Here is a 25108-nt window from a genome sequence, read left to right as displayed (position 1 = left end):
AATGCAGGGTTATTTCTAGGCCCGCTGGATGCCGACAGAAAAAAGGCCGGTGATCACACCGGCCTTTTCCATGGGTATATATTGCAGATTACTCTGCTGCTTTGACTTCGGCGTTGCTGCGAATTGCTGCTTCGCGAACGTCGTCGGTCACATGTTCTTCGAACTTGGAGAAGTTCTTTTCAAACAGACCGGTCAGGTTGGCGGCAGCCTTGTCATAAGCTGCCTTGTCGCTCCAGCTCTCACGCGGGTTGAGAACTTCTGCCGGGATGTCACCACATGCGGTCGGGTATGCAAGACCGAAATACGGATCGGTTGCGAAATCGGCATTTTCCAGTTCGCCATTCAGAGCCGCATTGAGAAGGCCACGGGTGTAAGCGATCTTCATGCGCGAACCAACGCCATAGCCACCACCGGACCAGCCGGTATTGACCAGCCAGCAATTGGCCTGATGTTTTTCCATCAGTTCACCAAGAAGCTTGGCATAAACCGACGGGTGACGCGGCATGAACGGTGCACCAAAGCAGGCAGAGAACGCGGCGGTCGGTTCCTTGACACCTTTTTCGGTGCCGGCAACTTTCGCGGTGTAGCCTGACAGGAAGTGATACATCGCCTGTGCCGAGCTCAGTTTTGCGATCGGCGGCAGAACGCCAAAAGCATCACAGGTCAGCATGATGATGTTTTTCGGATGACCACCACGACCGTTTTCCGATGCATTCGGGATGAATTCAATCGGATAGCTTGAGCGGGTGTTTTCGGTGTGACGGGCATCGTCGAGATCAAGCTCGCGCGACTGTTTGTTCATCACAACGTTTTCAAGAACGGTACCGAAACGCTCGGTGGTCGCAAAGATCTCCGGCTCGGCTTCTTTGGAAAGCTTGATCACCTTTGCATAGCAGCCGCCTTCGAAGTTAAAGACGCCGTCTTCGCCCCAGCCATGTTCGTCGTCACCGATCAGGGTGCGCGATGCATCGGCCGAAAGCGTGGTTTTGCCGGTGCCCGACAGGCCAAAGAAGATGGCGGTGTCGCCGTCTTTGCCCATATTGGCCGAGCAATGCATCGGCATGACGCCTTTGGCCGGAAGGATATGGTTGAGAACCGAGAAGATCGACTTCTTCATTTCGCCGGCATACCAGGTGCCGCCGATGATGACCATTTTGCGCTCGAAGCTGACCATCACGAAGACTTCGGAACGGGTACCATCGACTTCCGGATCGGCCTGAAGGCCCGGAGCATGAAGGATGGTGAATTCCGGTGCGAAGTCACGCAGTTCTTCTTTCTGCGGCTGGATGAACATGTTGCGCGCAAAAAGGTTGTGCCATGCATTTTCGTTGATCACGCGAACCGGCAGGCGGAAACGCGGGTCGGAACCTGCAAAGCAATCCTGAACGAACAGTTCGGTGCCCTGGAAATATGCGCGCACTTTCTGATAGAGGCGCTCAAATACTTCCGGGCTGACCGGGCGGTTTACATCGCCCCAATCAATATCTGCCTTGGTGCTGTCTTCTTCGACAACGAAACGGTCCTGTGGGGAACGGCCGGTATGTTCGCCGGTCAGTGCGACGAATGCACCACCCTTGGCGATCTTGCCTTCGTTGCGACGGATCGCATGTTCATAAAGGCCGGCAGCGTCAAGGTTCCAGTGAACGGCGCCAAGGTTTTTGAGGCCATGAGTTTCAAGGCCTACGCGGCTGACAACGGGTCCTGATTGCAGCACGAATCTCTCCTGGTGGGAATTAAAAGAGCTGGGGGTTAATATGCTATTCTACACAACAAGTTGTGGGAAACCCGTTGTGTTGAGACATATTGTTACAAAGGTGTCTTAAAAGCAACCGGTCCTTTTGCCTAATACCTAGGAAAACGTAGCGACTTTTGCGATTGCGAAAATTCTATGTTCAGGGTCGAAGGAATAAATGTTCACAATACAAATGGTCCGACTTATGCGCGCCATTTTTTGCACATTTCGACCAAAATTCCGCGTGCGTCACCCGGTGTATGGATGGTTTTCTGGAAGTCGATTCTGATTTTTCGAGAATCCGCAGTTTCAGACCTCAGAACCATGCCATCGCAGTCAATGGAATGCATCTGCCATCCAGTATCGGGGGCATGGGATGTGAAATGCGAAACAATCCCCGCAAGCGCATCGGCATGATCGTTATTCATGTGGGTTACGATATCATCGTGGGATGATTTCAGCGGTGCGCAATCGGATGCGATGAACTGCGTACCCGAAAGGCGACGCTGTTTGCCAAATCCTCCGACCCAGTAAGCTCCGGCAACCTCGATCCGGTAAAAACCGAAATCGGCGAAACCGGCATATTGCGCCGCATCGGGATGGGCCCGCAGATACCCGGCCCGTGTTTCAGGCGCGTCATCGCGGATGGCACGGCCAAAAATGGTGATGCGCGCATTATCTGTCTGAATTGTATCAGCCTGACTTTGGGTATCTTGCTGTGGCGTGATCAACAGGGATACCCGGTTGTCGGCCTTTATATGGCGGGTATGATCGGCAAGGTCGGAAATCAGCAGGATCGGTGCGCCGTCAACATCAAAGGCCGGAACGACCATTGATGTCACAGGCCAGCCATCGCCGACTTGTTTGTGATCGACGGCAATGGTCGCAAGGACCGCACTTTTGGCTGTGCGGCAACTTTTCCTGAGATCAGCAACAGAGGGAATAGCAGAGGCGCCTGACATGATAGTGGTCCCTTGCAGTGTCTTGATCAGCTGTTTGTCGACATCGCGGTTTTGCTGGCGGCGGTGAGTTGTGCCTGACGTGACTGGGCCTTGGAAATCACCCGCTTTTTATTCCCGTCACTTAACCCCATCCAGGCACCGATTTCGTCACCAGTGCGAAAACATCCCAGACAAAATCCGGATTTGGGATCAAGGACACAGGTGCCGATACAGGGTGACTTGACGCTCATGAACTGGGCCTGGCTGACGATGGAAAACGGTCAGACATACAAAGCAGGTTCGGAGGCTGTGATCAAGTTGCAGCATTCCGGAAATGCTGAATTCGGTGCCGTGCGTCAAGGGAAATGCTCAGGGAGACAAGGAAGGAGAATGGCTACCAATCGGGGCGGTTGGGTTGCCTTATCTGCCCCATGGGGGTATAGCCCGTTCCACGTTCTTGTCATGGAGTTGATTTCGCACGTGCCCGCATGGGGGCCGAGCGTGCGGCACGGAGGAAGATATGCGCGGCTATTTCGGGATTGGAATTGAAGGGGCAAGCAAGCCTTTGAATGTGGGCACCCTGTTTCGTTCTGCCCATGCCTTTGGCGCAAGCTTTGCGTTTACGGTGGATGCGGATTTCCGTGAGGAACGCTCCAACATTACCGACACATCGAAGTCGGGCGAACAGATGCCCTATTATCATTTCCCGGATCACGACAATCTGTTCCTGCCGCAGGGATGCCGGATGGTCGGGATCGAGCTGACTCCCGATGCGATTGAACTGCCAAGTTTCAAGCATCCGTCGCAGGCAGCCTATATTTTGGGGCCGGAACGCGGCAATCTGTCTGATGAGATGCAGGAAAAATGCGATTTCATCATCAAAATCCCGATGAGTTTTTGTGTGAATGTCGCGATTGCGGCAAATATCGTGATGTATGATCGCCTGATCAGTCTGGGGCGTTTTGCGCCGCGTCCGGTGCGTGCCGGTGCCCCGACCGAACCAAAGCCCGAAGCCCATTATGGCGGCTGGATTTCGCGGACCCGCGACAAACGCAAGGGTGATCCGGAAAAATTCCGTCAGGCACCGCCGCCCGATTATTCGGTGATCGACGGTTCGCTTGATGATGACGACGCCTGATCGGTTGCAGACAAGCAGATAAGATAGAAAGCAACGGCCGCGAGGGAGGAGCGCGGCCGTTGCTGTATTTGATCTGCGCGTTTGTGCCTTAAAGGGGGACTTTGGCACTGCGCAGATCAGGTGCAGATGTTACGCCGCCTTGATGTCGGACGGCGTAGTCCCGGTTTCGGCTTCTTCCTCGGGCGTGGTGCCGTGCGGGTTGCGCAGAAGGTTGGCAATCATGCGCATTCCGACATCACCTTGCAGGGTCAGAAGGCTTTCCGGGTGGAATTGTACGGCACTGATCGGAAGACTGCTGTGACGAATGCCCATGATGACACCATCATCGCTTCGCGCCGTGACCTTCAAATCCGCCGGCAGTTCCGCCGCCTTGGCAAACAGGGAATGATACCGGCCAACAACGATGTCTTCGGGAAGTCCTTCAAACAGCGGATCGGTGGTATCGAGCTTTACCTTTGACGGTTTGCCATGCATCGGTGTGACAAGCAGGCCAAGCGATCCGCCGAAAAATTCGACAATCCCCTGCAATCCAAGACAGACCCCGAACACCGGCAAGCCTGCGGCAAGTGCGCGTTCAATACTGTCGCGCAGGTGATAGTCATCGGGGCGTCCCGGCCCGGGTGACAGGAAGACCAGATCGGGTTTGAAATCATCAAACGCCTCGTCGGGGAAGCCCGGACGCAGGGTAAGTGTCTGGGCGCCGGTTGCGCGGATATAGCTGGCAAGGTTTTGCACAAAGCTGTCTTCGTGGTCGATCAGAAGAACCCGTTTGCCAACCCCCGAACTTGCCGGGTCGATGGTGACTTCGTCCTTGGCATCACGGGTCACGGCGTCAATCATCGCCGATGCCTTAAGAACGGTTTCGGCTTCCTCGGCGTCTGACTGGCTATCATACAGCAAGGTGGCACCCGCACGGACTTCGGCGACACCCTGTTTGAGACGCACAGTACGCAGGGTCAGTCCGGTATTGAGATCCCCATTGCACAGAACCGCGCCTATCGCCCCGCCATACCATGCGCGTGCGCTGCGTTCGACGGCCTCGATATGTTGCATGGCCGCGCGTTTTGGCGCACCGGTTACGGTAACGGCCCAACAATGGGTCAGAAAGGCATCAAGCGCATCAAACCCGTCACGCAGGCGACCTTCGACATGGTCAACCGTGTGGATCAGACGCGAATACATTTCGATCTGACGACGGCCAAGGATGCGGATGCTGCCCGGTTTGCAGACGCGGGCCTTATCATTGCGATCGACATCGGTACACATGGTCAGTTCCGACTCATCCTTGGTCGAATTGAGCAATGTGCGAATGTTTTCGGCATCCTCGATGGCGTCGCGGCCACGGGCAATGGTGCCCGAGATCGGGCAGGTTTCAATGCGCTGGCCTTTGACCCGGACATACATTTCAGGCGATGCGCCAATAAGATGTTCGCCGTCACCAAGATTGATCAGGAAGCCATAAGGGGCTGGGTTGCGACGTTTCAGGCGGCGGAAAATTTCCGAAGGTGCGGTGGCACAGGGGGTTCTGAAAACGCGGCTGGGCACAACTTCAAACAGTTCACCACGGGCAAAGCGGGGCTTGGTTTCATCGACAATCGCGGCATATTCGCCGGTTTTCATATCGTTTTCGACAATCGCATTATTGCCGCGTGACGGCGGGTGGGGCTGTGACGAACGATCAAGGCCGACGGTGCTGTGGCCGTCCGGGGTGATGAATTCATAATCGATCTTGGTGGCGATACGGGACGCGTGATCGACCGTGATCAACTGATCAGGCAGGAACAGATGGATGTCCTTGTGATCGGACGGGCGGTCCTGGGACAGATTTATCTGTTCGAAATGAAGCGCGATGTCATAGCCAAATGCGCCGTAAAGCCCAAGTCGTTCATCGCCCTTGTGACCAAACAGATTACGCAATGACCGGACAACAGAAAACAGGCTTGGTTGCTGGCTGCGTTCTTCTTCGGGGAACCAGGAGGCGGGTTTTTTGACCACACCATAAAGCCCGTCCTCGCCATCGGTGATGCTTTCAACATGGGGATGGGGGGCAAGCGCATCGGAGATCACATCAAGCAGCACCCGGCCACGCTCATTGAGCGCATGAATGGCAAAGCCCCGTTCGCGACCAACAATTTCAAGCGGTGGTGCGTCAAAGCCCATATCCCAACGTGAATAGCGACCCGGGAATTCATAGCTGGAAGACAGCAGCACACCCTTGGTCTGATCAAGGGCATCAATCAGGCCTTCGGTGGCATCTTCATAGGCGATATTGGTCATGCGGCGAATGACCGCAACACCGCCATCGGTGGTATAGCGGTACTCGCTGCTTTCTTCGGAAATGCCGGTTTCCTGATGTGGGGTCGTCACGTTTGTTACTCCTTTGTGGGCCTTATGCCGCAGGAGCCATGTGATCATCAGGAAGAAAGAAAGGTCTGAAAACACAAAGCCGCCTGCAAGAATGAGGCGGCCGGTATGTTCAGGGCATGTGTATTGGCCGCCCGCTTAAGCGTGCCACCACCAACGATTGGAAATACGGATCGGGTTCATGCCATGTGTTTTCATGGCTCAAACCATGTGCGCAAAAAAAGCCGACGTCAAGGCTTTTGCGTCGGCGTGTTGCTTTCTGCTTCTTTCAGCTCCAAGTGAAGCGGCAAATGGCAGTGCGGACAGGTCAGAATCTCGTCACTTTCACTGCGATGAACATCGCGGATATCATCAAGAACCGATTGCGCCTGTTCATCGCTAATACCCAGTTCTTCCTGATGGGATTTCAGTTTGTTGCGTACCCGTTCGGTCAGACGTTTGCCCATCAGCTGGCGGGTGGCCTGATGACGGTATTCGTTTTCACGGCGACGCAGTTCGGCATTGAAGGCTGAGGCCAGAATACCAGCCGGAACTGCAACGATCCCGATCCCGGTCAGGGAGATAATGCTGGCTAGAAATTTGCCAAAGGGTGTAATCGGCACGATGTCGCCATAGCCAACGGTGGCCAGCGTAATCACGCTCCAATACAGCGCCTTGAGCAGATTGCCAAAGGCCTCTGGCTGGGCTTCATGTTCGGCAACAAAGATCGCGCCGGCACTGAAAACCAGCATACAGGCAAGGGCGGCACTGGCCGCGCCGAAAATGCCCAGTTGCTGACGAAAGACCAGCAACATCAATTCAAGCCCGGTCGAATATCGGGTGAATTTCAGAAGGCGCAGCAACCGGATAATCCGGATAAAGCGCAGGTCAATCGATGTGAAGAACCACAGGAAAATCGGAAGGATGGCCAGAAGATCGATCAGCGCCATCGGGGTCAGCATGTAGCGAAGCCGTCCCCATCGACCGCTAAAGTCCGGATTGTCCGGGGCGGACCAGACGCGAAGCCCGTATTCAACCGTGAACAGAAGGGTGCAGGCAATCTCGATGATGGCAAAGGTCAGGTAATATTGTTCGGCCAGCTCATGGACCGAGTCAAAAATCACCGCCAGGACATTGATGACGATTGCACTGGCAAGCACCAGATGGACGAACAGCGACAGGCGAGAGTCACGCTCGACGCCATGTAAAAGTTTCTGTGTCTTCGAACGAAGCGTCGGTTTCATGTCGCGGCTACCCGGTCCGGCAAGGGATTGCTTTATTGCACGGAGAGTTTTGCGCCAATCGCTTCAGAAATGGTTAAATTAGCCGACCAAAAGGTCAGTAACCCTTTGCTGCCCGGACAAAATCGGCAATTTTGCGGGCATCCTTGACGCCTTTTGCCTTTTCCACACCTGACGAGACGTCAACCCAGGGCGCACCGGAAATGCGAACGGCCTCGGCGACATTGTCGGGATCAAGGCCACCGGCAAGCATCCAGTCGCTTTTGAAATTCTGACCGGTCAAAAGCGTCCAGTCGAACGAAACGGCATTGCCGCCCGGCAGGATACTGTCCTTGGGCGGTTTGGCATCAAATAACAGGAAGTCGGCAATCCCGTCATAATGGGCTTTGGCGGCCTCGATATCATCGGCGGTGCTGACCGAAATGGCCTTCATGACTTTCAGGCCAAAGCGTTCCCTGACCTCGGCAACCCGTTCCGGGCTTTCCTTGCCGTGAAGCTGGATGACATCAAGGTTTCCAGCGGCAATCGCGGTTTCAAGCGCCTCGTCACCGGCTTCGACAAACAGGCCGACCTTAAGGATGCTGTTGGGCACGCGCTTGGTCAGGGTCTTGGCACCGTTAAGCGATATGTGACGCGGGCTTGGCGGGAAAAAGACATAACCGAGCGCATCTGCCCCGGCGCTCATGGCAGCAATAAGGGCATCTTCGCTATTGATTCCGCAGATCTTTACCATGCAGCTCATCGGGGTATCCTGTCTTGTCGTCGCTCTAACTTTCGCAGCAAATAATTGGTGCGTCTGAGTCCCTTAGCAGAAACTGCATGATATCGACAGGATATTTGCGATTTGGGGTGGCTTTCCACTGGCAGGATAATCATTGCTGCGCTATTTTCCCGACCATGAGCAAGCATACAGACCCTGCCGCGGGCGAAAACGGCGAAAACACAACACACTTCGGGTTTCGGGATGTTCCCGAAAGCCAGAAGGCATCCATGGTGCGCGAGGTTTTCGACACTGTCGCGTCCAAATATGATTTGATGAACGATCTGATGAGCGGCGGTATCCACCGTCTGTGGAAAGACACGTTCATCAACGAGCTTAAGCCGCGTCCGGGAATGAAGCTTCTGGATGTGGCCGGTGGCACCGGGGATATCGCATTCCGCTTTTTGAAAAATGGCGGCGGGTCGGTCACGGTATGCGACATCAATTACGAGATGCTTCATGTCGGGCGCGACCGTGCGGCCGATCATGGCATCTTGAAAAACATCAATTGGACCGTGGGCGATGCGCAGAAATTGCCGCTGCCCGATCATTCTGTTGATGCCTATACGATTGCCTTTGGCATTCGCAACGTGACCCGGATTGAAGAAGCCCTGTCGGAGGCATTCCGTGTGTTGCGTCCGGGCGGAAAGTTCCAGTGTCTTGAATTTTCCAAGGTTGTCGTGCCGGGCTTTGACAAGCTTTACGACACCTATTCGTTCAAGTTGCTGCCGGAAATCGGGCGGTTCATCGCGGGCAATCGCGAAGCCTATCAGTATCTGGCCGAAAGCATTCGCAAGTTCCCCGATCAGGAAACCTTCGCATCCATGATCCGGGCTGCTGGTTTTGAACGGGTGAAATACCGCAATCTGTCTGGTGGTATTGCTGCCATTCATTCGGGTTGGCGGGTTTGAGGGTCTTGAGCGCATGATCCGGTTTGTCCGCAACAGCTTTCGCCTGCTTGGCATGGCGCGTACATTGGCGCGCCATGATGCATTATTTCCGCTTGCCCTTGTTCCCGGCGGAAAGCTTCTGGCGTTCTTTGCCCGTCTGACGGCACCGTTTTCGGGCCGTTCCGACCTGCCGCCCGGTCGCCGACTGGCCCGCGCGCTTGAGGAACTTGGTCCGGCCTTTATCAAGCTCGGCCAGACGCTTGCGACCCGGTCCGATCTAATCGGCGATGATGTCGCGGCTGATTTGTCGACGCTTCAGGACCGCTTGCCACCCTTTTCGGCCAAGATTGCCAAACGGATCATCACCGAACAGCTTGCCGAACCGTTTGATGTTCTGTTTTCGGAATTTGACGACCAGCCGGTGGCGGCTGCGTCAATCGCGCAGGTGCATTTCGCAACCACGCCCGATGGTCGTGAAGTCGCGGTCAAGGTTCTGCGACCCGACATCCGGGTACGGTTTGCCCGTGATCTTGATCTGTTTTACTGGGTTGCCGAAATTGTCGAACTGACCCAGCCGCGCCTGCGTCGCCTTAAGCCGGTTGAGACCGTCAAGGCGCTTGAAGACAGTGTTCATCTTGAGATGGATTTGCGCTTTGAGGCCGCAGCGGCATCGGAATTCCGCGACAATTTCGAAAGTGATCCGACCTATTACATCCCGCAGATCGATTGGGAACGGACCGCCGAACATGTCATGACCATGGAACGGGTCAAGGGGGTTCGTATCGACAATGTCGAGGCCCTTGATCGCATGGGGATTGATCGGTCTGCCCTGCTTGCCAAGGCCGCGGGGGCGTTCTTCCAGCAGGTCTTCCGCGACGGTTTCTTCCATGCCGACATGCATCCGGGCAACCTGTTTGTTGATGAAACCGGCCGGGTCAGCATCGTTGATTTCGGGATCATGGGACGTGTTGATAAACAGACGCGTCTGTATCTGGCCGAGATGCTTCTGGGCTTTTTGACCCGCGACTATCACCGCGTGGCCGAGGTTCATTTTGAAGCAGGTTACGTGCCGCGTACCCAGTCAATTGAAACTTTCCAGCAGGCTTGCCGTTCGATTGGCGAACCGATTCTGGGCAAGGAACTTGCCGATATTTCGGTGGGGCGTTTGCTGGGGCAGCTGTTCCAGATTACCGAACAGTTCGGCATGGAAACCCAGCCGCAGTTATTGATGCTTCAGAAAACCATGATCGTTGCCGAGGGGCTATCGCGTATCCTTAGCCCGAACGAGAATATGTGGGAATTGTCGCGTCCGCTGATCGAAGACTGGATGCGTGAAAACCTTGGTCCTGAGGCCAAGATCAAGGATGCAACCCTTCAGGCCGGATTGATGTTGCGTCGTCTGCCCCGCGTGCTCGAGGCGGCTGAAAAGGCGTCTTCTGTTCTGACCGATCAGGGGTTGCGTCTGCATCCCGATACGGTGGCAGCGATGCGCGGCAAATCCGGAAACGGTCAGGGCAAATCAGGCGGCGTGTCGCGCCAGGCGCTGGTTCTTTGGGTTGCGATCATTGCCCTTGGTCTTGCGGTCTATCTGAAATAGGCCCCTTTCTCGCAAGGCCTTAGTCAGACGCGGAGGTTTTCGATGAGCAACGATACCGACGACATCGACATCAGCACGGATCGCGACAAGATTGATCTGGCCTATTGTTATGGGTTTATCGCAGAGTCCTATTGGGCTGGCGGACGGACGCGTGGCGAGTTTGACCGGTCTGTCGAGATGTCCTTTCCGGTCGGGGCCTATTGCGATGGCAGGCAGGTCGGTTTTGCGCGCGTGGTCAGTGACCAGATCGCCATTGCGTATGTCGCCGATGTATTCGTTGATCCGCGATATCGTAGACGGGGCATCGCCGCCCGGATGTTGGAAACCCTTCATACCCATCCGGAATTGCTGCGCGTGAAACGCTGGATGCTGGCGACCAATGACATGCAGCCGCTTTATCGGCTTCACGGCTATGAAGACCTTGATGATCTGATGATGATGCGGGTTGACGAGGATGCGCAAAGGCGCGATCCGCTGCGCTAGAACAATCATCGCCCAAAAGAAAACGCCGCCACGGTCAGACCGGGCGGCGTTTTTTATCGGGTTCAGGGCAGCCTAGCTTGCACGAACTTCATCAAGGAAGTTGCCGACTTCACCACGCAGGGTGCCGGACTGGCTGTTGAGCTTGTCAGAAGCGCCAAGTACCTGATGCGCTGCTTCGCCGGTTTGACGGGCAGCTTCACGCATTTCATGGATGTGATTGGTGACTTCCTGCGTGCTTTGAACGGCCTGCTGGACCGAGTTGGAAATCTCGGTGGTGGCCTGCCCCTGTTCTTCAACAGCTGCTGCAACCTCGGATGCGATTTCGTTCAGATTGGCAATGATGCTGGTGATGCCGTCAATGGCACCGACAGCTTCCTGGGTCGAACCCTGAATGCCGGAAATCTGGGCAGAGATATCTTCGGTCGCGCGCGCGGTCTGGTTGGCGAGGTTTTTGACCTCGTTGGCGACCACGGCAAAGCCTTTGCCAGCATCGCCTGCACGGGCAGCCTCGATGGTTGCGTTAAGTGCCAGAAGGTTGGTCTGTTCGGCAATCGCCTGAATGATCTGGACGACTTCACCAACTTTCTGTGCCGAAACATCAAGTCCCTGCACCATTTCGTTGACCCGGACGGCCTCGGTGCTGGCATTTGCCGTGATATTTGATGTCTCATTCACGCGTGCACTGATGTCACGGATCGAAACAGCAAGCTGTTCGGCCGCACTGGCAACGGTTTCAACGCTGTGATTTGCCTGTTCGACGGCGGCAACCACGGCCTGTGATCCGGCTTCGTTTTGCTGAACAGCCGCGACCATTGTCTGGGCGACTTCCTGCATTTCACCAGATGCGCCCGAAACGCCATCAACAACACCCATGACGGTTTGTTCGAACCGTCCGGCAAGGCCCGCCATGGCTTCGCGGCGCTTGGCTTCGGCGCGCTCGCGTTCCTGTTCACGTTCACGGTCAAGCTGGGCAACGCGGTTGGCGTTTTCCTTGAAAATCTCGACCGACGATGCCATTTCGCCGATTTCGTCCTTGCGGCCGACACCGGGCACTTCGACATCAAGATTGCCATCAACAAGGGCCTGCATCGCACCGTTGATCTTGACCATCGGGGTGAGGATCTGGTTGCGTAGAACAATCCAGGTGGCCCCAAGCAGAACAACAAGGATGGCAGCAGCAAGGGCGACCTGTACGATCACGGCCTGTTTGACTTCGGCATTTACACGATCAAGCGACCATGCGGTGATCAGCATGCCCCGATACTGGTCTTCGTCACGGCGTTTGGAATATTTGGTGATCGGGGCCGCAACAATAACCGCATTTTCCGAGATGAAGCTGATGACTTCCTTGTTTTCGAGCTGTTCAAGATAGGGTTCGATCAAGGCCGGAAGATCGTGCTGGCGCAGGGTTTCGGACTGATAGGTGCCAATGGCATCACCGTCCGGATTGGCGGCAATCAGGCTCGCGAGCTGGGAGCCTTCCTTGTCGGTGATCTTGCGGAATTCCTTTTCGACGGATGCACCATCCATCGCAATGAAACCGGGCTGGACCGCAGTCGACAGCATCTCGGTTTTTTCGACCGATTCATTATACATGATCTCGATCATGGCTTCGCGTTGTGAAACGGTCTGAATGGTCATCATGGCGCCAAAGCCGACGACCAGAAGTGCGACGATAACAAAGATAACTTTTCGTCCGACAGATGCACCGGATCTTTTTGGTTCAGCCATTTATGGTCTCCCACTCCTTCAAAGGCTTTTAATCGCTTCCCTAGATTTTCTGCCGCACATTTCGCCGCTGTTATTTTGCGAAGGCCTGACAGGGTATTGGCAGATTATTTTCCTGAATTTTAAGAAATCAGGATCATTCTGCGTTTTTATATTTTATCCACTTTACCGCGTGGGGACGTCGAAGTTGAAGCAAAAAGCGTCTCTTCTGCCATTGAGGCTACCCCATACAGTCACATTATCGAAACAAGAAACGACGGTTTTGCGGAATATTCGGTTTCGTGCATGACAAACGACAAATACGCCTATTGGTAAGGTGTTTTTTGGTAAAATATACTAATCTGCTTATGTGAAAGTGCCGCAGCGATTCAAAATATATGAGTTGTGGATTCATTCTTTCATACTTTGGTAAGCGGGGTTGCTCCGGTCAGGCATCGGGCGGGGCGTGAGGGGAACAAAATGGCGAAATCTGCGACAACAACCAAAAAGCGGTCCGGCAAGAAGGGCGGAAAATCAGCCAGTGTTAAAAAGGCCACTCCGTCAGGCGCTTCGGTGCCCCATCCGGAAATTGCGACGGCGTCAAAGGCGACGGGCAAAGGATCTCCTTCTCCCGGGGGGGATGTCGCGCCGGAATCGCAGGCAAACATGGCAGACGCTGCACAAGTCGCCCAAAAGCGCCGGGTCATCAATGATCTGTTCCAGCGTGGTCTGGCCGCCCATCAGGCGGGACAGATTGATGATGCCATCCGCCTGTATAGCGCGTCTCTTCGCCAGAACCCCCAACAACCCGATGTCTGGAACAATCTTGGTGTTGCCTTACGGCGCAGCAAAAAGTTTGAAGCGGCCCTGATGGCTTATCGTCGTGCCGCTGAACTGCGACCGGAAAATGCCGGGTTATGGTCGAATATGGGCAATTGCCTGCGCGAAATGATGCGTTTTGACGAGGCCATTGTCGCACACAAGAAGGCGCTTGAACTTGATGACAGCATCAAGTCGCATACCTTCAATATGGGGCTTGTCTATCGTGATCTGAACCGGTTTGAAGATGCGCTAAGGCATTTCGATCAGGCATTGGCGATTGATCCCGATTATGTCGACGCCAATTGGGACAAGGCATTGGCACATCTGGCACTGGGGAACTATGCCGACGGCTGGGCCGGATATGAGACGCGGCGTAAACTGGCCGATAATCCGATCCGTCCGCTTGATACGGCCCCGGAATGGGATGGCAAAACCGATCTTCGTGGCAAACGTATTTTGCTGCGTGCAGAGCAGGGCTTTGGCGACATGATCCAGTTTGCCCGCTTTGTGCCACTGGTGGCCAGGAAAGCGGGCCATGTCATCCTTGAATGTCGCAAGGAATTATTGCCGATCATGCGCACCGTTGCCGGTGTGGGAACGCTGGTTGAAAAAGGCCGGCCACTTCCGGAATTTGATGTGCATGTTCCGCTTTTGAGTTTGCCCCATGTCATGGGGATCGGCGGCGATGCGCTTTTGAAAATATCGGCTGATCCCTATTTGACGCCGCCGCCGGGCAAACATGTCCGACTGGCGCCAACACCGGGGACGGTTCTTAAGGTCGGGTTGATCTGGGCGGGGAAACTCAATCCGCGTGACCGGTCGTGTCCGATCGAGATGTTGCTTCCGATCCTTTCGGCAAAGGGTGCTGCGTTTTACAGTTTCCAGATTGATGATCGGCGTGCCGATCTTGATAAGCTGGGCCTGAATGCGTTTGTGACCGACCTTGGCGATCATATTCATGATTTCGGAGACAGCGCGGCCTTGATGAAGGCGATGGATCTGGTGATTTCGATTGATAGTTCACCTGCCCATCTTGCCGGTGCGCTCGGCGTTCCGGTCTGGATGTTGCAGCTGTTTACGACAGATTGGCGCTGGATGGTCGACCGGTCGGACAGCCCCTGGTATCCGACCATGCGGATTTACCGGCAACAGGCACCGGCCGACTGGTCGGTGCCTGTTAAAAAACTTTCGGGCGATTTTGCAACGCTTCTTCAGGCGCGGCAACGTGACGAAATGACAGTTTAAAAGAACTGAATTGTCGGGAAATGGCGATATTTATCAGGTTTCCCTAAATGTTCGATGGGGCGTAACTACCTGAATGGGTAGGATAAAATCCCTTTCGAATAGTTACATCATCTTTTTCGAAGATGCATGATGTTCCTCACGGGTCAGTTGCATTTGACATGCACGGTGGGGGATTTTCTGGGTGGCAAAATTATATCTGTTTGGCTTCGTTGCGGCGTCCATTTTCGCGCTCAGCGGAAACAGTGTATTTGCGCAGGATGAAGAAGTGCGCGGGGTTACTGTTACCCATCCTTCGTTTCCGGTTGTTATGTGCGATTCAGGCGGGAAAACCCGGACATGCGACAGAATGATACTGGGCGAAAACTTCCCGGATCAGGTGGTTTTCTATTCTCACGACAGTCAGAATTTTGGCGCGTATCAGATCCGCTTTCTCAACGAAAAAGAAATCTATTGGGTCCCTGACGACATGATTGTGGTTCAGGGCAAGGAAGTTGCACGTAGTCCGGTCGTCTGCGGGGGAGACATCGGAACACTGGGCGGTAAAGGAACACGGGGTGCAGGCGCAGACTGCGTTTCGGCTAAGGGGAAATAAAAATGAAGAAACTCGGCTTGATTTCGCTGGTTGGTGCGGTTGCACTGACCGGTTGCGTCGAAGATATGCAATTGCTTTCGGGTGACATTCCCGAAAAAGGAAAATTCATCGACACTGTTTCGGTGCCGACACCAAAGACTTACTCGGTTCAGGAAATTCACTCAGCAAAAACGGCTGTAATGGCCAAGTCAATCGGAGAGGCTCCGATTGATGATCTTGAGCAATATGCACAAGGGGTGCTCGACAAGATCATTGCCGTGGCTCCGGCCGGAGCACCGCAAGCCGAGATTGTTCTGATTGGCAATTCGGGTCCGGGTGCCCATGCGGCACGTGAAGGGGTTGTGTTCCTTTATCATTCTGCATTTGAATATCTGCGCAGCGAAGATGAACTGGCCTTTCTTGTCGCGCACGAATACAGCCATGTTTTGATGCAGCATACACCGGAGAATCTGTTTTCTGTACTGCGTCCTTATCTTCTGACGGCTGCTGATATGGCGCTTGGGAATGCGAGTGACCAAAGCGATTTGCTTCGTAAAGCTGGCCAGATGTATGGCAGTGATTTGATTTTGCGTGATCTGTTGCTGCCTAACTGGGATCGCAGCCAGGAGCGGGTAGCTGATTATCTCGGCCTGGATTTGATGGTCAAAGCCGGATACCAGCCAAAGGGGGCATCGGGTTATTTTGAGGTTGCGAAAGAGGCAGAAGATAAATTTGGTGCGAGTTATCAGGTTACCCGAAATCAGCTTGAGCTGTTTCTTCAGGCACAATTTCAGCCGAAAGGCCAGGACAATGCCCTGTTCAACCAGTTCATTTCTGAACTTGGCAATGCCGTCAATACGGTCCAGCAAGAATTGGCAGCCAAGCACGATGACGCGGCAGAACGCGCAGAAGAAATCTTTGCTTACGGGATGCGTGAATATATGCCGGAACGCGCAAGCCGGATGATCCATAAGGAAGCTTTCGATTCTGTTGTTGAGCGGAACAAACAGGCACTGGAAAGCTACCGGATTGCTGGTGAAATCTTGCAGACGTTGCAGCGCGACGACAGTGATATCGATTTCAGGGCTCTTGAAGCCGATGCGCGCAAGGCAGTCAGCGGTGTGACGACAAATCATCCCTATACACGCTGGGCATTTGCCAAGGTTCGCGAACGTCAGGGCAACCTCAAAAAAGCTGCTCAGAACATTGACCTGATTGGAAACGGCGAAGTTCTTGCCCTGCCTGTCGAGATGAAGCGGGCTGAAATACTAAAATCGCTTGGCAATGTTGAAACCGCTTTTGATCGGGTAGAGCAGGTTGCGACCTATTATGACTGGCCTCTTGAAGCTTACCGGTTCATGTACCCGCTTGTGAAAGCAAGCGGCAACAAGGTGCGCGAGAATGAACTTCTTATCGGTTGCGTTACACGGTATCCGCAGCAGCGTGCAATGTGTGCGGGACAATCCCCGGTCGGCCAAATGGCTGGTATGTAAATGGTGCAGAAAGACACACCAGACGGGCAGCACCACAAGGAATTCAAAGTTGCCCGTCTGAAGCCGTTCTGGTGGGGCGTTATAAACGTGGTGCTTGCCGCGCTCATTTTGCTGATTGAGCCGGATGCTATTGGCGATGCCGTCGATGAATACAGTTATGCCGTTTTTAACAGGACGGTCGGTGCGCCCTTGTACCCTGCCGAGCAGGTGGATGACATTGGTGTCATTTTGCTTGATGACGAATCACTGGCAGGTTTGAAATCAAGTTGGCCGGCCGTGTATGGTTTGCATGCCAAAGTTCTGCGAAAGCTGCTGACAGCCAAGCCAAAGGCACTGTTCATCGATTTTACATTCCGGGACCGGCGTGCTGCACCACCAGCAGGCGCGCAATCGGATGAATGGATGCCGGAACTCTATGTGCATGACGACAGCTTGACGATGCTGGTCGGCACACTTCAGATGTATCAGATGATGGATATACCTGTTTACTTGCAAGCAGGGGCACTGAATTTCTATCAGCATCACGCCGTTTTGTCAGAGCTTGCACCCTATGTGACGCTGGTTGCAGGTTGGGGTGATTTGCGTGGTCAGGCCGATATCAGGGCATTGTCATACCAGCTTGCCCCGGAACTGCGAAATGCGGGCCGTATCGCAGAGATACAGAACGCGGAAGATCTGCCTCTTTGCGATGATGCTGTTATGCGCCGCACAGGTAACGGGAATCTTCGCGGGTGTGACGTTTCAGGTATTACCGCAGCCGCAACAACAATCTATCAGCATTTATGCACCGGCAAGGAACGTGCGCAATCAGTTGAACGTGGCTGGAAATGTGATCAGTCACTCATCATGCCTGCGAAGACAGACAAGTCTTCATGGCTTGCATGGCGCGATGAATTACTGGACCGACCAATGTGGCTGTCGTGGCCCGACAGGCAGGCCGATTATTCAGAGTGGAAAAAAGCATATGACCAGCACGGGAATGCTATTCCGCCATATGAATGCGGGCCGCAATACACGGATGAGGATGCGTTCAAACGTGTGATTGGAAACCTGGCAGTGCTGTTTGGTTTCAGTAATCGGGCTGACGTAAATTGTTCGCCATTCCATACAATTTCTGCAGAGCAGGTTTTTCGGGATACGCCGTCTGCTGGTCGCTGGGTGGAGAATTTCAAAGACCGTATCGTTATGTATGGTCAGAACCTTCAGGGGTTCCAGGACGTTGTTCGTCCTCCAACGCTCGATACCGATATTCCCGGGGTTTACATACATGCGATGGCTTTGGAAAACCTCCTGAGCAATGGCTCCAGCTACCTTTCGGATAAGGCAACATACAGCTCCTGGCTGACAGCTGACCTCATCGAACTTACAACCCTGATGATCATTATTTTCCTGCGTTTTGGTCTGGCCAAGATTGCGCGTCAGTCATTTCCGTCGCTACCGCAGCCAAGTGTTGCGAGTGACAGGGAATGTCATCCTTGGGAATACTGCCGGCTGACAATCAGGAATAAATTGTCGGTGGTTGTGTCGATGATGAGGGTTATTCCCCGCATGCCAAATGTTGCTGGCGTCTGGTTAAGGAATCGGACGTCGGAGCAGCACTGGGCCGAGTGCCTTGATCCGGAAATGCGTCAATTAGCACGTAATTGGTTTATGTTGCTGATTTGTCTGATCGATTTGGTTGTGAGTGTCGCCATTGTAACCTTTGGTGCGATTGTTCTGGAACTGTCTGTTCTGTCTATTGCACCGGTCAACTGGTTGGCCGTCATCGGTTTGGGAATGCTAAGTTACATTCCGTTTGTACGTTCATTGTTTGCGCAGGAAGAAGAAGCGCTTGATGACGGTCACACAGCACAGCCGGAAAATGCAGGCGAAGCTGCTGAAAAATCGGCAACTATTTGATTTCATGCTATCGTCAGATCAATGGTGGATATCGTTAAGCGACCGCGGCTCTTGCCACATGAGCAAACAAGGCGTAGTTAAGCGCCTTAAATTTGTGAGTCCCTGTCTTGACGGTCTGGTATCGTTCACAATGTGATGGCTAACCGTTTTGGCGAACTGATCTGGCGCAGGAGAATTCTTGTGAGCGAAGCTCCTTATAACAAAGGTTTCCCGGTTTCCTGGGAACAGATGCATCGCGATGCACGTGCACTGGCATGGCGTCTTTTGGAAAAAGGCCCGTACAAAGGCATTATCGCAATTACCCGTGGCGGTCTGGTTCCTGCGGCGATCATCGCGCGCGAACTTGATATTCGCCTGATTGATACGGTTTGTGTGCGCAGCTACTCTGACAAAAGCCGTGGCGATCTTGAATGGCTTAAAGGCATCGAAGGTGATGGAACGGACATGCTGATTATCGACGATCTGGTCGATACCGGCAAAACCGCCAAGGCGGTCCGTGAAAAGCTTCCGCACGCACATTTCGCAACGGTTTACGCCAAGCCGCTTGGTCGTGAAATCGTTGACAGCTTTGTCACCGAAGTATCGCAAGATACCTGGATCTACTTCCCGTGGGATATGGAACTGTCGGTCAACGCACCGATTTCCGAACGCGCCCGCTAATTGCGTCTCTGTTTCCAGTGACGGGTCAATCGGACCCGTCAGGCAGGAACAGACACGCATGGAATTTCGCCCGGATTACCGTCATTGAACGTCTTGCGTTTCTTGATGGTCCGGGCGTTTCTTTTGGGGCGGGTTCATGCCCGACTACCTGACGGGCACGGGAAAATTAATTGCCGCTAACGATTGCGATCTGCTTGCGCGCCTTTCCAAAGCGGGCTATAAAACGCGCGCTTCGCGGGTGTAGTTCAATGGTAGAACGGCAGCTTCCCAAGCTGCATACGAGGGTTCGATTCCCTTCACCCGCTCCAAGCTTTTCCCTCGGAAATTTCTGACTGGTTCGCGTCACATGATCCGGAGTCCGGACATGAGTGGTCGCATTTATGTGTGCTTCCATTCGGGCAACATGCGATCAGTCGATCACGCAAACGCCTTCGGGCACGCTGAACACGGGATTTTACCGTGGGCAGAGCAATGTCGTGCTGAGCCGCAAAGTCAGTCTGACGTTTTTGTTCCAGATCTATTTCCCTGAGAATTTTCTGATCTGCATCGGTTAGTTCCGAAATGAAGGCAGCCAGACAGTCATGGAGACCGGCACTGTCCGGAGAAGTATGTGCCAGATCGCGCGTCAGGTCTGTCTGCAAATTCTGCAATGCGGTGCGTTCGAGGCTCTGTTTGCGGTAAAAATCAACAACCTTGCTGCGTGCAACGGCATATATCCAGGCGGTCGGGTTGGATGCAGCACCGAGTGTTTGCTTGTTGCGAATGATGGCTTCGAGAATGTCCGAGACCACATCCTCAACCGCATGTCGGGGAATGCGATTTTGCACAAATCTGTGCAGGCCCTTGCGAAGGGCCTGCCAGTCAGCAGATGTGTGATGTGCGGATGCAAATGTCATATGTCTTCAGGCGCAACAAACCTGACCGGATCGGGTTGACTGGTTCGGTTGGTGACCACAGCACGGTGTCAGGGGATTGTCGACAGAAACGTTATTCTGCGCCGGATCATCATCAAGAATACGATACCATTCCCAGGACAGTCCATCGGGCTCTGTGACCCAGAACTTCGACTGTCGTGCATGACAACACCCGGTTTCCCCAACATCACTGGCGGCAAGGTCGCGGTGATGCAGGCGCTCGGCGGCCTTGTCGAATTCAGGTTCTGTCAGACACTCAACACCGATGTGATTGAGATGTTCTTTTGCCTCGGGATGCTCGAACAGAACAAGTTTCAAAGGTGGCTGATCAATTTCAAAATTGGCATATCCCGGCCTTGTCTTGTGAACCGGACTTGCAAACATCTCGCTGTAAAATGCGATAGCTTCATCAATATTTGCGACATTCAGGGCAAGTTGCAGACGCATTTTCGTCTCCTTCGAAATCATTGTGATGATCAGAAAGACGTGCGTTTGGCTAAAAAGATGCAGGAACGGGAAAGTTTTTTAAAGCTGGAAGCCGTTTTTAGGGCGCTGGCGCAAGATAGTCGTATCCAAGATCACGGGCCTGTTCGTCGCTGCAAATTTGCGGCGTTTCGGTGCGTTTGACTTTGTCAAAGTGTGGATCGAGTGTTCCGACATAATGTTTATCCGGGGTTGGCACAAACAAACAGCGACCGACTTCACCGTTCAGACGTTTGCCGTCACGCCAGTCAGCTGGCGGCACCATATCGCCCCCATGAATGCCGATCCCGGCATTATCGGCCACTGCAGACAGATTGTCATAGCGATGGGAATAGCCGGGGATAGGCAATGCTTCGCCGTCACTGATCATGGCTGCGGCCACATCACGTTCGCCAATACCACATTCGACAATCGGAAAATCACCGGGCTTGTTTGAACGTTCCGCATCACCGGGCCAGCAATGGACCTTGAACGGTGCCATGGCAAAATATTTGCGAAGCTGCATCGCCGATGACATGCCGCAATCCCAGAAACTGCCATTATGCAGGCATTGCTGACCAAGTTCAGGGGCATCGATCCCCGCAATATCCGCGACAACGTTATCAATCACGATTGTATCGCCATCGACCACCAGAACATCCCGGCCATCAGCCTCCAGCGAGACACCATCATTTCTGCTTTTTGCATCTCCCGCGGCGTGAACCGGCTTGTCTTGCGTATAAACCGCAAGCGCAAACAGCACGGGAACAGCGACCAGAAGGAACAGGCGGAGAAAACGTTGCAATGGGACCTCGGAGGTTCGGCGATGGATCAGTCTTTGTCGAATGACACATCGGATAGAGGCAAAGAACAAGCGAAAAGAACGGCGAAATAATGACATTGATCGATTTCACCGCTCGCTTTTTCCAAAGCGGTTTGACCGTGCCTTGCACAATAACAGGATGCATTCGTAGGGATTTGGGGCTAAAAGCGGGTTTGTCTTTGCGCTGACAGGGAAGCTTCTTTGTTTCGTCTGCAACCCATCTTTTTCGTTGTCGGGGTTATGGTCATCATCATCGGGATATCGATGATGGTGCCTGCTGCCGTGGATTTGTTTTACGGCAATCCGGACTGGAAAATCTTCGCCCAGGCGTCGATGACAACCATCGGACTTGGCGGTATGGCATGCCTTGCCTGCCGATCTGATATCGGTCCGCGGGTAACCGCCCGACAGGGTTATGTCCTGACCGTGGTGTCGTGGATTGCTGTCAGCCTGACAGGAGCCTTGCCGCTTTGGTATTCGTCGCTTGGGATCAGTTTTTGCGATGCGGTTTTCGAAACCGTCTCCGGTCTGACCACCACCGGTTCGACCATTCTTTCCGGACTTGACGAGTTGCCACCGGGATTGCTTGTCTGGCGATCAATCATGCAGTGGCTTGGCGGGATCGGAATTATTGTAACGGCACTGGCATTGCTGCCGATGATGCGGGTTGGCGGGATGCAGCTTTTCCAGATGGAAAGTTCGGACCGTTCCGAGAAACTCAGCCCGCGCATTCGCGACATGTGCCTTCAGATCGTCCTGATCTATAGCAGCCTGACTGTTATCTGCATTGTGTTGTATCGCGTGTTTGGCATGAGCTGGTTTGATGCCATCAACTATGCCATGACAACGCTTTCGACGGGGGGCTATGCGACGTCCGACCTGTCATTTGCAAAGTTTGATACCAGCCTGTCCCTGCATTGGGTGGCGATCATCTTCATGTTTGCCGGTGGTTTGCCATTTACCGCCTATGCGGTGTTGTTGCGCAAACGCAATATCAAGGCATTGACGGACAATCAGCAGATCAAGATTTTCTGCATGATCATTGCTGGTTTCACCTTGTTATTGACGATCCGGTTGGCGCAGATTTCTGATGACAGTCTTTTCCGGTCCTTGACCCTTGCAGCCTTTAACCTTGTTTCGGTCATTACAACGACCGGGTTTGCATCGGGCGATTACCTGTTGTGGGGCCCGGCTGCGATCATGCTGTTCTTCTTTGCGACCTTTATTGGCGGGTGTTCGGGGTCTACATCGGGCGGTTTCAAGATGTTCCGCCTGTATGTGGTATTTACCGGATTGCGGGCCCATTTCATGCGGTTGCGCAGCCCCTCAGCCGTGGTTGTCAGCCGTATCGATCGTCACGAAATCACGTCAGACATCTATAATGCTGTTACGGTTTATGTCTTTCTGCTGGCGGTCAGCTATATCGCAGTCACAATTGCGCTTGGCATGACGGGGCTTGATCTGATTACGTCGATGAGTGCGGCTGCGACCGCGCTTGCCAATGTTGGCCCGGGTCTTGGTAACATTATCGGCCCTGCCGGTAATTTCCAGTCATTGCCCGATTCAGCAAAATGGATTCTTGATGTCGCCATGATCCTCGGACGTCTTGAGTTTGAAACGCTTCTTGTGCTTTTGATGCCGTCCTTCTGGCGCGACTAGACAGGTTATTTTCGAGAAATATCGATTTCTGTGACGGTTACCACAGACTGCAGCTTTGGTTTGGCCCAGGTTTGTGCCATGTTGAGCGTTCAACGAGCAAAACAAACAAAATTTGGACACGGACATGAAGCTGCAGAACAAATTTACACGCAAAACAGCAGCCATTCTTTCTGTCTTGATGGTCGCAGGTGCCGTTTCGGCCTGCTCACCGGAAGTCGGAAGCGAAGAATGGTGTGCGGATCTTAAAGAAAAGCCGAAAGGTGACTGGACTGCAAACGAAGCAGCCGATTTCACCAAACATTGTCTTTTCTGATCGTGTGAATGTCTGACCGGATTGTTCCCAATCCGGTCGATTCTCCTCATTTGTCTGGAAACGCCGTCTTCATGACGGTTAAATCCGCCCTTCGACACCTGCTTGGCGGTGGTACTGTCGAAGGGCGGATTTTTGCGCTTGAATGGCGAAAAACAACGCGGAACAAACTGTTTTCCGCTGCGTTATAGACAGAACATTTCCGCGCATAAGTGCGATGCAGCAAGGTACATTTGCGTTGCCTTGATAAATCCCTATAATGCGCGGCCCGCGAATGATCGCGGTAGTCGAATACGACAACAATTTTTATACGAGGTTAGACAAGTATTATGAGTGCCGAAAATCTCCATGTCGGTGTGATCGGCGCAACCGGTGCGGTTGGCGTCGAGCTGATCAACGTTATGTTTGATCGTAACTTCCCTGTGGGTGAACTCACCCTGTTCGCGTCCGAGCGTTCGGCAGGCAAGACCGTGGAGACTAAGTTCGGCACTAAGACCATCGCGCTGTTTTCTGTCGAAGAGGCAAAACAGTGCGATATCGTCTTCCTTGCTGTTTCGGGCGACTTCGCCAAGGAATATGCCCCGCAGATCGCCGAAGGCGCGCTGGTCATTGATAACTCCTCGGCATTCCGTCTGAATGACGATGTTCCGCTGATCGTGCCTGAGATCAATGGTGATCTTGCCAAGACCGCAAAGCTGATTGCGAACCCGAACTGCACCACGGCAATTGCCGCAGTTGCGCTTTGGCCGCTGCATCAGGCCTTTGGCCTGAAAAAGGTCATTGTATCGACCTATCAGGCAGCTTCGGGTGCCGGTCAGCCGGGCATGAATGAATTGCGTGAAGGCCTGGCAGCTGGTCTTGAAGGCAAGCCGGTTCCGGCAGAAGTCTTTGCCCATCCGCTGGCATTCAACGTTATTCCGCATATCGATAGCTTCCAGGATAACGGCTATACCCGCGAAGAGATGAAGGTAACCTGGGAAACGCGCAAAATCTTTGGCGCGCCGGATCTGCCGGTATCGTGCACGGCGGTTCGTATTCCGACCGAGCGTACCCATTCCGAGGCGATTGTCGTTGAAACCGAAAAAGCTGTTACCCCGGCGGCTGCGCGCGAAGTTCTGGCAAAAGCCAAGGGTGTGAAGCTTGTCGATGATCCGGCGAACAACCTCTATCCGATGCCGCTGACGGCGACCGAGCAGTACGACGTGGAAGTCGGTCGTATCCGGTCGAACCTGATCTTTGGTGATCATGGTCTGGAGCTGTTTGTTGCGGGTGACCAGCTGCTTAAAGGCGCTGCGTTGAATGCAGTCCAGATTGCAGAAGCATCCATCGCCGACTGATCCCGACGGGATTTGAACCAATACAGAAACGGCCCCGTCAGGTGATCTGACGGGGCCGTTTTGGTTCGAAGGGTCTTTTAT

Annotated in this window: 22 protein-coding genes and 1 tRNA gene; 13 read left to right on the top strand and 10 right to left on the bottom strand. The window is 53.7% G+C overall.

Annotated elements, in window-relative coordinates; genetic code table 11:
- Positions 1–88: 88 nt before the first annotated feature.
- The 3 genes from TH30_RS00220 to TH30_RS00210 form a co-directional block, all read right to left on the bottom strand.
- Positions 89–1714, bottom strand: a complete 1626-nt coding sequence (locus TH30_RS00220; RefSeq protein WP_114096108.1) for a phosphoenolpyruvate carboxykinase — start codon at positions 1712–1714, stop codon at positions 89–91.
- Between the two features lie 221 nt (positions 1715–1935).
- Positions 1936–2694: a HugZ family pyridoxamine 5'-phosphate oxidase gene (locus tag TH30_RS00215; RefSeq protein WP_114096107.1), complete on the bottom strand. Its 759-nt coding sequence runs from the start codon at positions 2692–2694 to the stop codon at positions 1936–1938.
- Positions 2695–2720: 26 nt separating this feature from the next.
- Positions 2721–2924 carry a DUF1289 domain-containing protein gene (locus tag TH30_RS00210; protein ID WP_114096106.1) on the bottom strand — a complete coding sequence of 68 codons (204 nt, stop codon included), beginning with the start codon at positions 2922–2924 and terminating at the stop codon, positions 2721–2723.
- Between the two features lie 269 nt (positions 2925–3193).
- Between TH30_RS00210 and TH30_RS00205 the strand changes: the two genes are divergently transcribed.
- Entirely contained in the window at positions 3194–3811 is a 618-nt protein-coding gene (locus tag TH30_RS00205; RefSeq protein ID WP_114096105.1) for an RNA methyltransferase, read from the top strand.
- 129 nt (positions 3812–3940) lie between these two features.
- On the opposite strand, the gene TH30_RS00200 is transcribed toward TH30_RS00205, so the two are convergent.
- The 3 genes from TH30_RS00200 to TH30_RS00190 form a co-directional block, all read right to left on the bottom strand.
- Positions 3941–6178 carry an anthranilate synthase component I gene (locus TH30_RS00200; RefSeq protein ID WP_114096811.1) on the bottom strand — a complete coding sequence of 746 codons (2238 nt, stop codon included), beginning with the start codon at positions 6176–6178 and terminating at the stop codon, positions 3941–3943.
- A 227-nt stretch (positions 6179–6405) separates the two neighbouring features.
- Positions 6406–7398 (bottom strand): ion transporter, encoded by a 993-nt coding sequence (locus tag TH30_RS00195; RefSeq protein ID WP_114096104.1) that lies wholly within the window; start codon positions 7396–7398, stop codon positions 6406–6408.
- 94 nt (positions 7399–7492) lie between these two features.
- Positions 7493–8137, bottom strand: a complete 645-nt coding sequence (locus tag TH30_RS00190; protein WP_114096103.1) for a phosphoribosylanthranilate isomerase — start codon at positions 8135–8137, stop codon at positions 7493–7495.
- A 155-nt stretch (positions 8138–8292) separates the two neighbouring features.
- Here TH30_RS00190 and ubiE point away from each other — a divergent pair, with 155 nt between their 5' ends.
- The 3 genes from ubiE to TH30_RS00175 are packed head-to-tail and all read left to right on the top strand — an operon-like array spanning position 8293 to position 11125.
- Positions 8293–9066, top strand: coding sequence for a bifunctional demethylmenaquinone methyltransferase/2-methoxy-6-polyprenyl-1,4-benzoquinol methylase UbiE (gene ubiE, locus TH30_RS00185; protein WP_114096102.1), 774 nt, complete (start codon positions 8293–8295; stop codon positions 9064–9066).
- A 13-nt stretch (positions 9067–9079) separates the two neighbouring features.
- A complete protein-coding gene (gene ubiB / locus TH30_RS00180) occupies positions 9080–10642 on the top strand; it encodes a 2-polyprenylphenol 6-hydroxylase (RefSeq protein ID WP_114096810.1) in 1563 nt (520 codons plus the stop codon).
- Positions 10643–10684: 42 nt separating this feature from the next.
- Positions 10685–11125, top strand: coding sequence for a GNAT family N-acetyltransferase (locus tag TH30_RS00175; protein ID WP_114096101.1), 441 nt, complete (start codon positions 10685–10687; stop codon positions 11123–11125).
- A gap of 72 nt (positions 11126–11197) precedes the next feature.
- On the opposite strand, the gene TH30_RS00170 is transcribed toward TH30_RS00175, so the two are convergent.
- Positions 11198–12856: a methyl-accepting chemotaxis protein gene (locus TH30_RS00170; RefSeq protein ID WP_114096100.1), complete on the bottom strand. Its 1659-nt coding sequence runs from the start codon at positions 12854–12856 to the stop codon at positions 11198–11200.
- Positions 12857–13312: 456 nt separating this feature from the next.
- Here TH30_RS00170 and TH30_RS00165 point away from each other — a divergent pair, with 456 nt between their 5' ends.
- The 6 genes from TH30_RS00165 to TH30_RS00140 all read left to right on the top strand — a co-directional run bounded on the left by TH30_RS00165 (position 13313) and on the right by TH30_RS00140 (position 19830).
- Positions 13313–14899: a tetratricopeptide repeat protein gene (locus TH30_RS00165; RefSeq protein WP_114096099.1), complete on the top strand. Its 1587-nt coding sequence runs from the start codon at positions 13313–13315 to the stop codon at positions 14897–14899.
- A 346-nt stretch (positions 14900–15245) separates the two neighbouring features.
- The gene (locus TH30_RS21945) at positions 15246–15491 is read left to right on the top strand and encodes a hypothetical protein (RefSeq protein WP_147251908.1); all 246 of its coding nucleotides are present in this window, start codon (positions 15246–15248) and stop codon (positions 15489–15491) included.
- Between the two features lie 2 nt (positions 15492–15493).
- A complete protein-coding gene (locus tag TH30_RS00155; RefSeq protein ID WP_114096097.1) occupies positions 15494–16963 on the top strand; it encodes a M48 family metalloprotease in 1470 nt (489 codons plus the stop codon).
- Entirely contained in the window at positions 16964–18862 is a 1899-nt protein-coding gene (locus TH30_RS00150) for a CHASE2 domain-containing protein (protein WP_114096096.1), read from the top strand.
- 180 nt (positions 18863–19042) lie between these two features.
- Entirely contained in the window at positions 19043–19522 is a 480-nt protein-coding gene (gpt, locus tag TH30_RS00145) for a xanthine phosphoribosyltransferase (protein WP_114096809.1), read from the top strand.
- A 234-nt stretch (positions 19523–19756) separates the two neighbouring features.
- Positions 19757–19830 (top strand) — tRNA-Gly (locus tag TH30_RS00140).
- On the opposite strand, the gene TH30_RS00135 is transcribed toward TH30_RS00140, so the two are convergent.
- The 3 genes from TH30_RS00135 to TH30_RS00125 all read right to left on the bottom strand — a co-directional run bounded on the left by TH30_RS00135 (position 19819) and on the right by TH30_RS00125 (position 21703).
- Entirely contained in the window at positions 19819–20418 is a 600-nt protein-coding gene (locus TH30_RS00135; protein ID WP_114096095.1) for an RNA polymerase sigma factor, read from the bottom strand. The genes TH30_RS00140 and TH30_RS00135 overlap by 12 nt on opposite strands.
- Positions 20419–20424: 6 nt before the next feature.
- A complete protein-coding gene (locus TH30_RS00130; RefSeq protein ID WP_114096808.1) occupies positions 20425–20883 on the bottom strand; it encodes an ArsI/CadI family heavy metal resistance metalloenzyme in 459 nt (152 codons plus the stop codon).
- 97 nt (positions 20884–20980) lie between these two features.
- Positions 20981–21703, bottom strand: coding sequence for a thermonuclease family protein (locus TH30_RS00125; RefSeq protein ID WP_114096094.1), 723 nt, complete (start codon positions 21701–21703; stop codon positions 20981–20983).
- A gap of 219 nt (positions 21704–21922) precedes the next feature.
- On the opposite strand from TH30_RS00125, the gene TH30_RS00120 reads away from it, so the two are divergent.
- From TH30_RS00120 to TH30_RS00105, 3 genes are all read left to right on the top strand, one after another.
- The gene (locus TH30_RS00120; RefSeq protein WP_258548559.1) at positions 21923–23380 is read left to right on the top strand and encodes a TrkH family potassium uptake protein; all 1458 of its coding nucleotides are present in this window, start codon (positions 21923–21925) and stop codon (positions 23378–23380) included.
- Positions 23381–23504: 124 nt separating this feature from the next.
- The gene (locus TH30_RS00115) at positions 23505–23693 is read left to right on the top strand and encodes a DUF3012 domain-containing protein (protein WP_114096093.1); all 189 of its coding nucleotides are present in this window, start codon (positions 23505–23507) and stop codon (positions 23691–23693) included.
- Positions 23694–24019: 326 nt separating this feature from the next.
- Positions 24020–25027: an aspartate-semialdehyde dehydrogenase gene (locus tag TH30_RS00105; RefSeq protein WP_114096091.1), complete on the top strand. Its 1008-nt coding sequence runs from the start codon at positions 24020–24022 to the stop codon at positions 25025–25027.
- Positions 25028–25108: the final 81 nt, after the last annotated feature.

It is taken from the genome of Thalassospira profundimaris, from assembly GCF_003326795.1.
GTDB lineage: Bacteria > Pseudomonadota > Alphaproteobacteria > Rhodospirillales > Thalassospiraceae > Thalassospira > Thalassospira profundimaris_C.
Note: the sequence above shows the minus strand (reverse complement) of the source record. Positions and strands in the feature narration are given on the sequence as shown.

Bases quoted from the DNA above. Each gene is read 5' to 3' on its own strand.
- TH30_RS00170 (WP_114096100.1), bottom strand. From the start codon at position 12,856: ATGGCTGAACCAAAAAGATCCGGTGCATCTGTCGGACGAAAAGTTATC.
- TH30_RS00195 (WP_114096104.1), bottom strand. From the start codon at position 7,398: ATGAAACCGACGCTTCGTTCGAAGACACAGAAACTTTTACATGGCGTC.
- TH30_RS00105 (WP_114096091.1), top strand. From the start codon at position 24,020: ATGAGTGCCGAAAATCTCCATGTCGGTGTGATCGGCGCAACCGGTGCG.
- TH30_RS00130 (WP_114096808.1), bottom strand. From the start codon at position 20,883: ATGCGTCTGCAACTTGCCCTGAATGTCGCAAATATTGATGAAGCTATC.
- ubiE (WP_114096102.1), top strand. From the start codon at position 8,293: ATGAGCAAGCATACAGACCCTGCCGCGGGCGAAAACGGCGAAAACACA.
- TH30_RS00150 (WP_114096096.1), top strand. From the start codon at position 16,964: ATGGTGCAGAAAGACACACCAGACGGGCAGCACCACAAGGAATTCAAA.
- TH30_RS00155 (WP_114096097.1), top strand. From the start codon at position 15,494: ATGAAGAAACTCGGCTTGATTTCGCTGGTTGGTGCGGTTGCACTGACC.
- TH30_RS00215 (WP_114096107.1), bottom strand. From the start codon at position 2,694: ATGTCAGGCGCCTCTGCTATTCCCTCTGTTGCTGATCTCAGGAAAAGT.
- TH30_RS00205 (WP_114096105.1), top strand. From the start codon at position 3,194: ATGCGCGGCTATTTCGGGATTGGAATTGAAGGGGCAAGCAAGCCTTTG.
- TH30_RS00165 (WP_114096099.1), top strand. From the start codon at position 13,313: ATGGCGAAATCTGCGACAACAACCAAAAAGCGGTCCGGCAAGAAGGGC.
- ubiB (WP_114096810.1), top strand. From the start codon at position 9,080: ATGATCCGGTTTGTCCGCAACAGCTTTCGCCTGCTTGGCATGGCGCGT.
- TH30_RS21945 (WP_147251908.1), top strand. From the start codon at position 15,246: ATGATACTGGGCGAAAACTTCCCGGATCAGGTGGTTTTCTATTCTCAC.
- TH30_RS00190 (WP_114096103.1), bottom strand. From the start codon at position 8,137: ATGAGCTGCATGGTAAAGATCTGCGGAATCAATAGCGAAGATGCCCTT.
- TH30_RS00175 (WP_114096101.1), top strand. From the start codon at position 10,685: ATGAGCAACGATACCGACGACATCGACATCAGCACGGATCGCGACAAG.
- TH30_RS00135 (WP_114096095.1), bottom strand. From the start codon at position 20,418: ATGACATTTGCATCCGCACATCACACATCTGCTGACTGGCAGGCCCTT.
- TH30_RS00115 (WP_114096093.1), top strand. From the start codon at position 23,505: ATGAAGCTGCAGAACAAATTTACACGCAAAACAGCAGCCATTCTTTCT.
- TH30_RS00210 (WP_114096106.1), bottom strand. From the start codon at position 2,924: ATGAGCGTCAAGTCACCCTGTATCGGCACCTGTGTCCTTGATCCCAAA.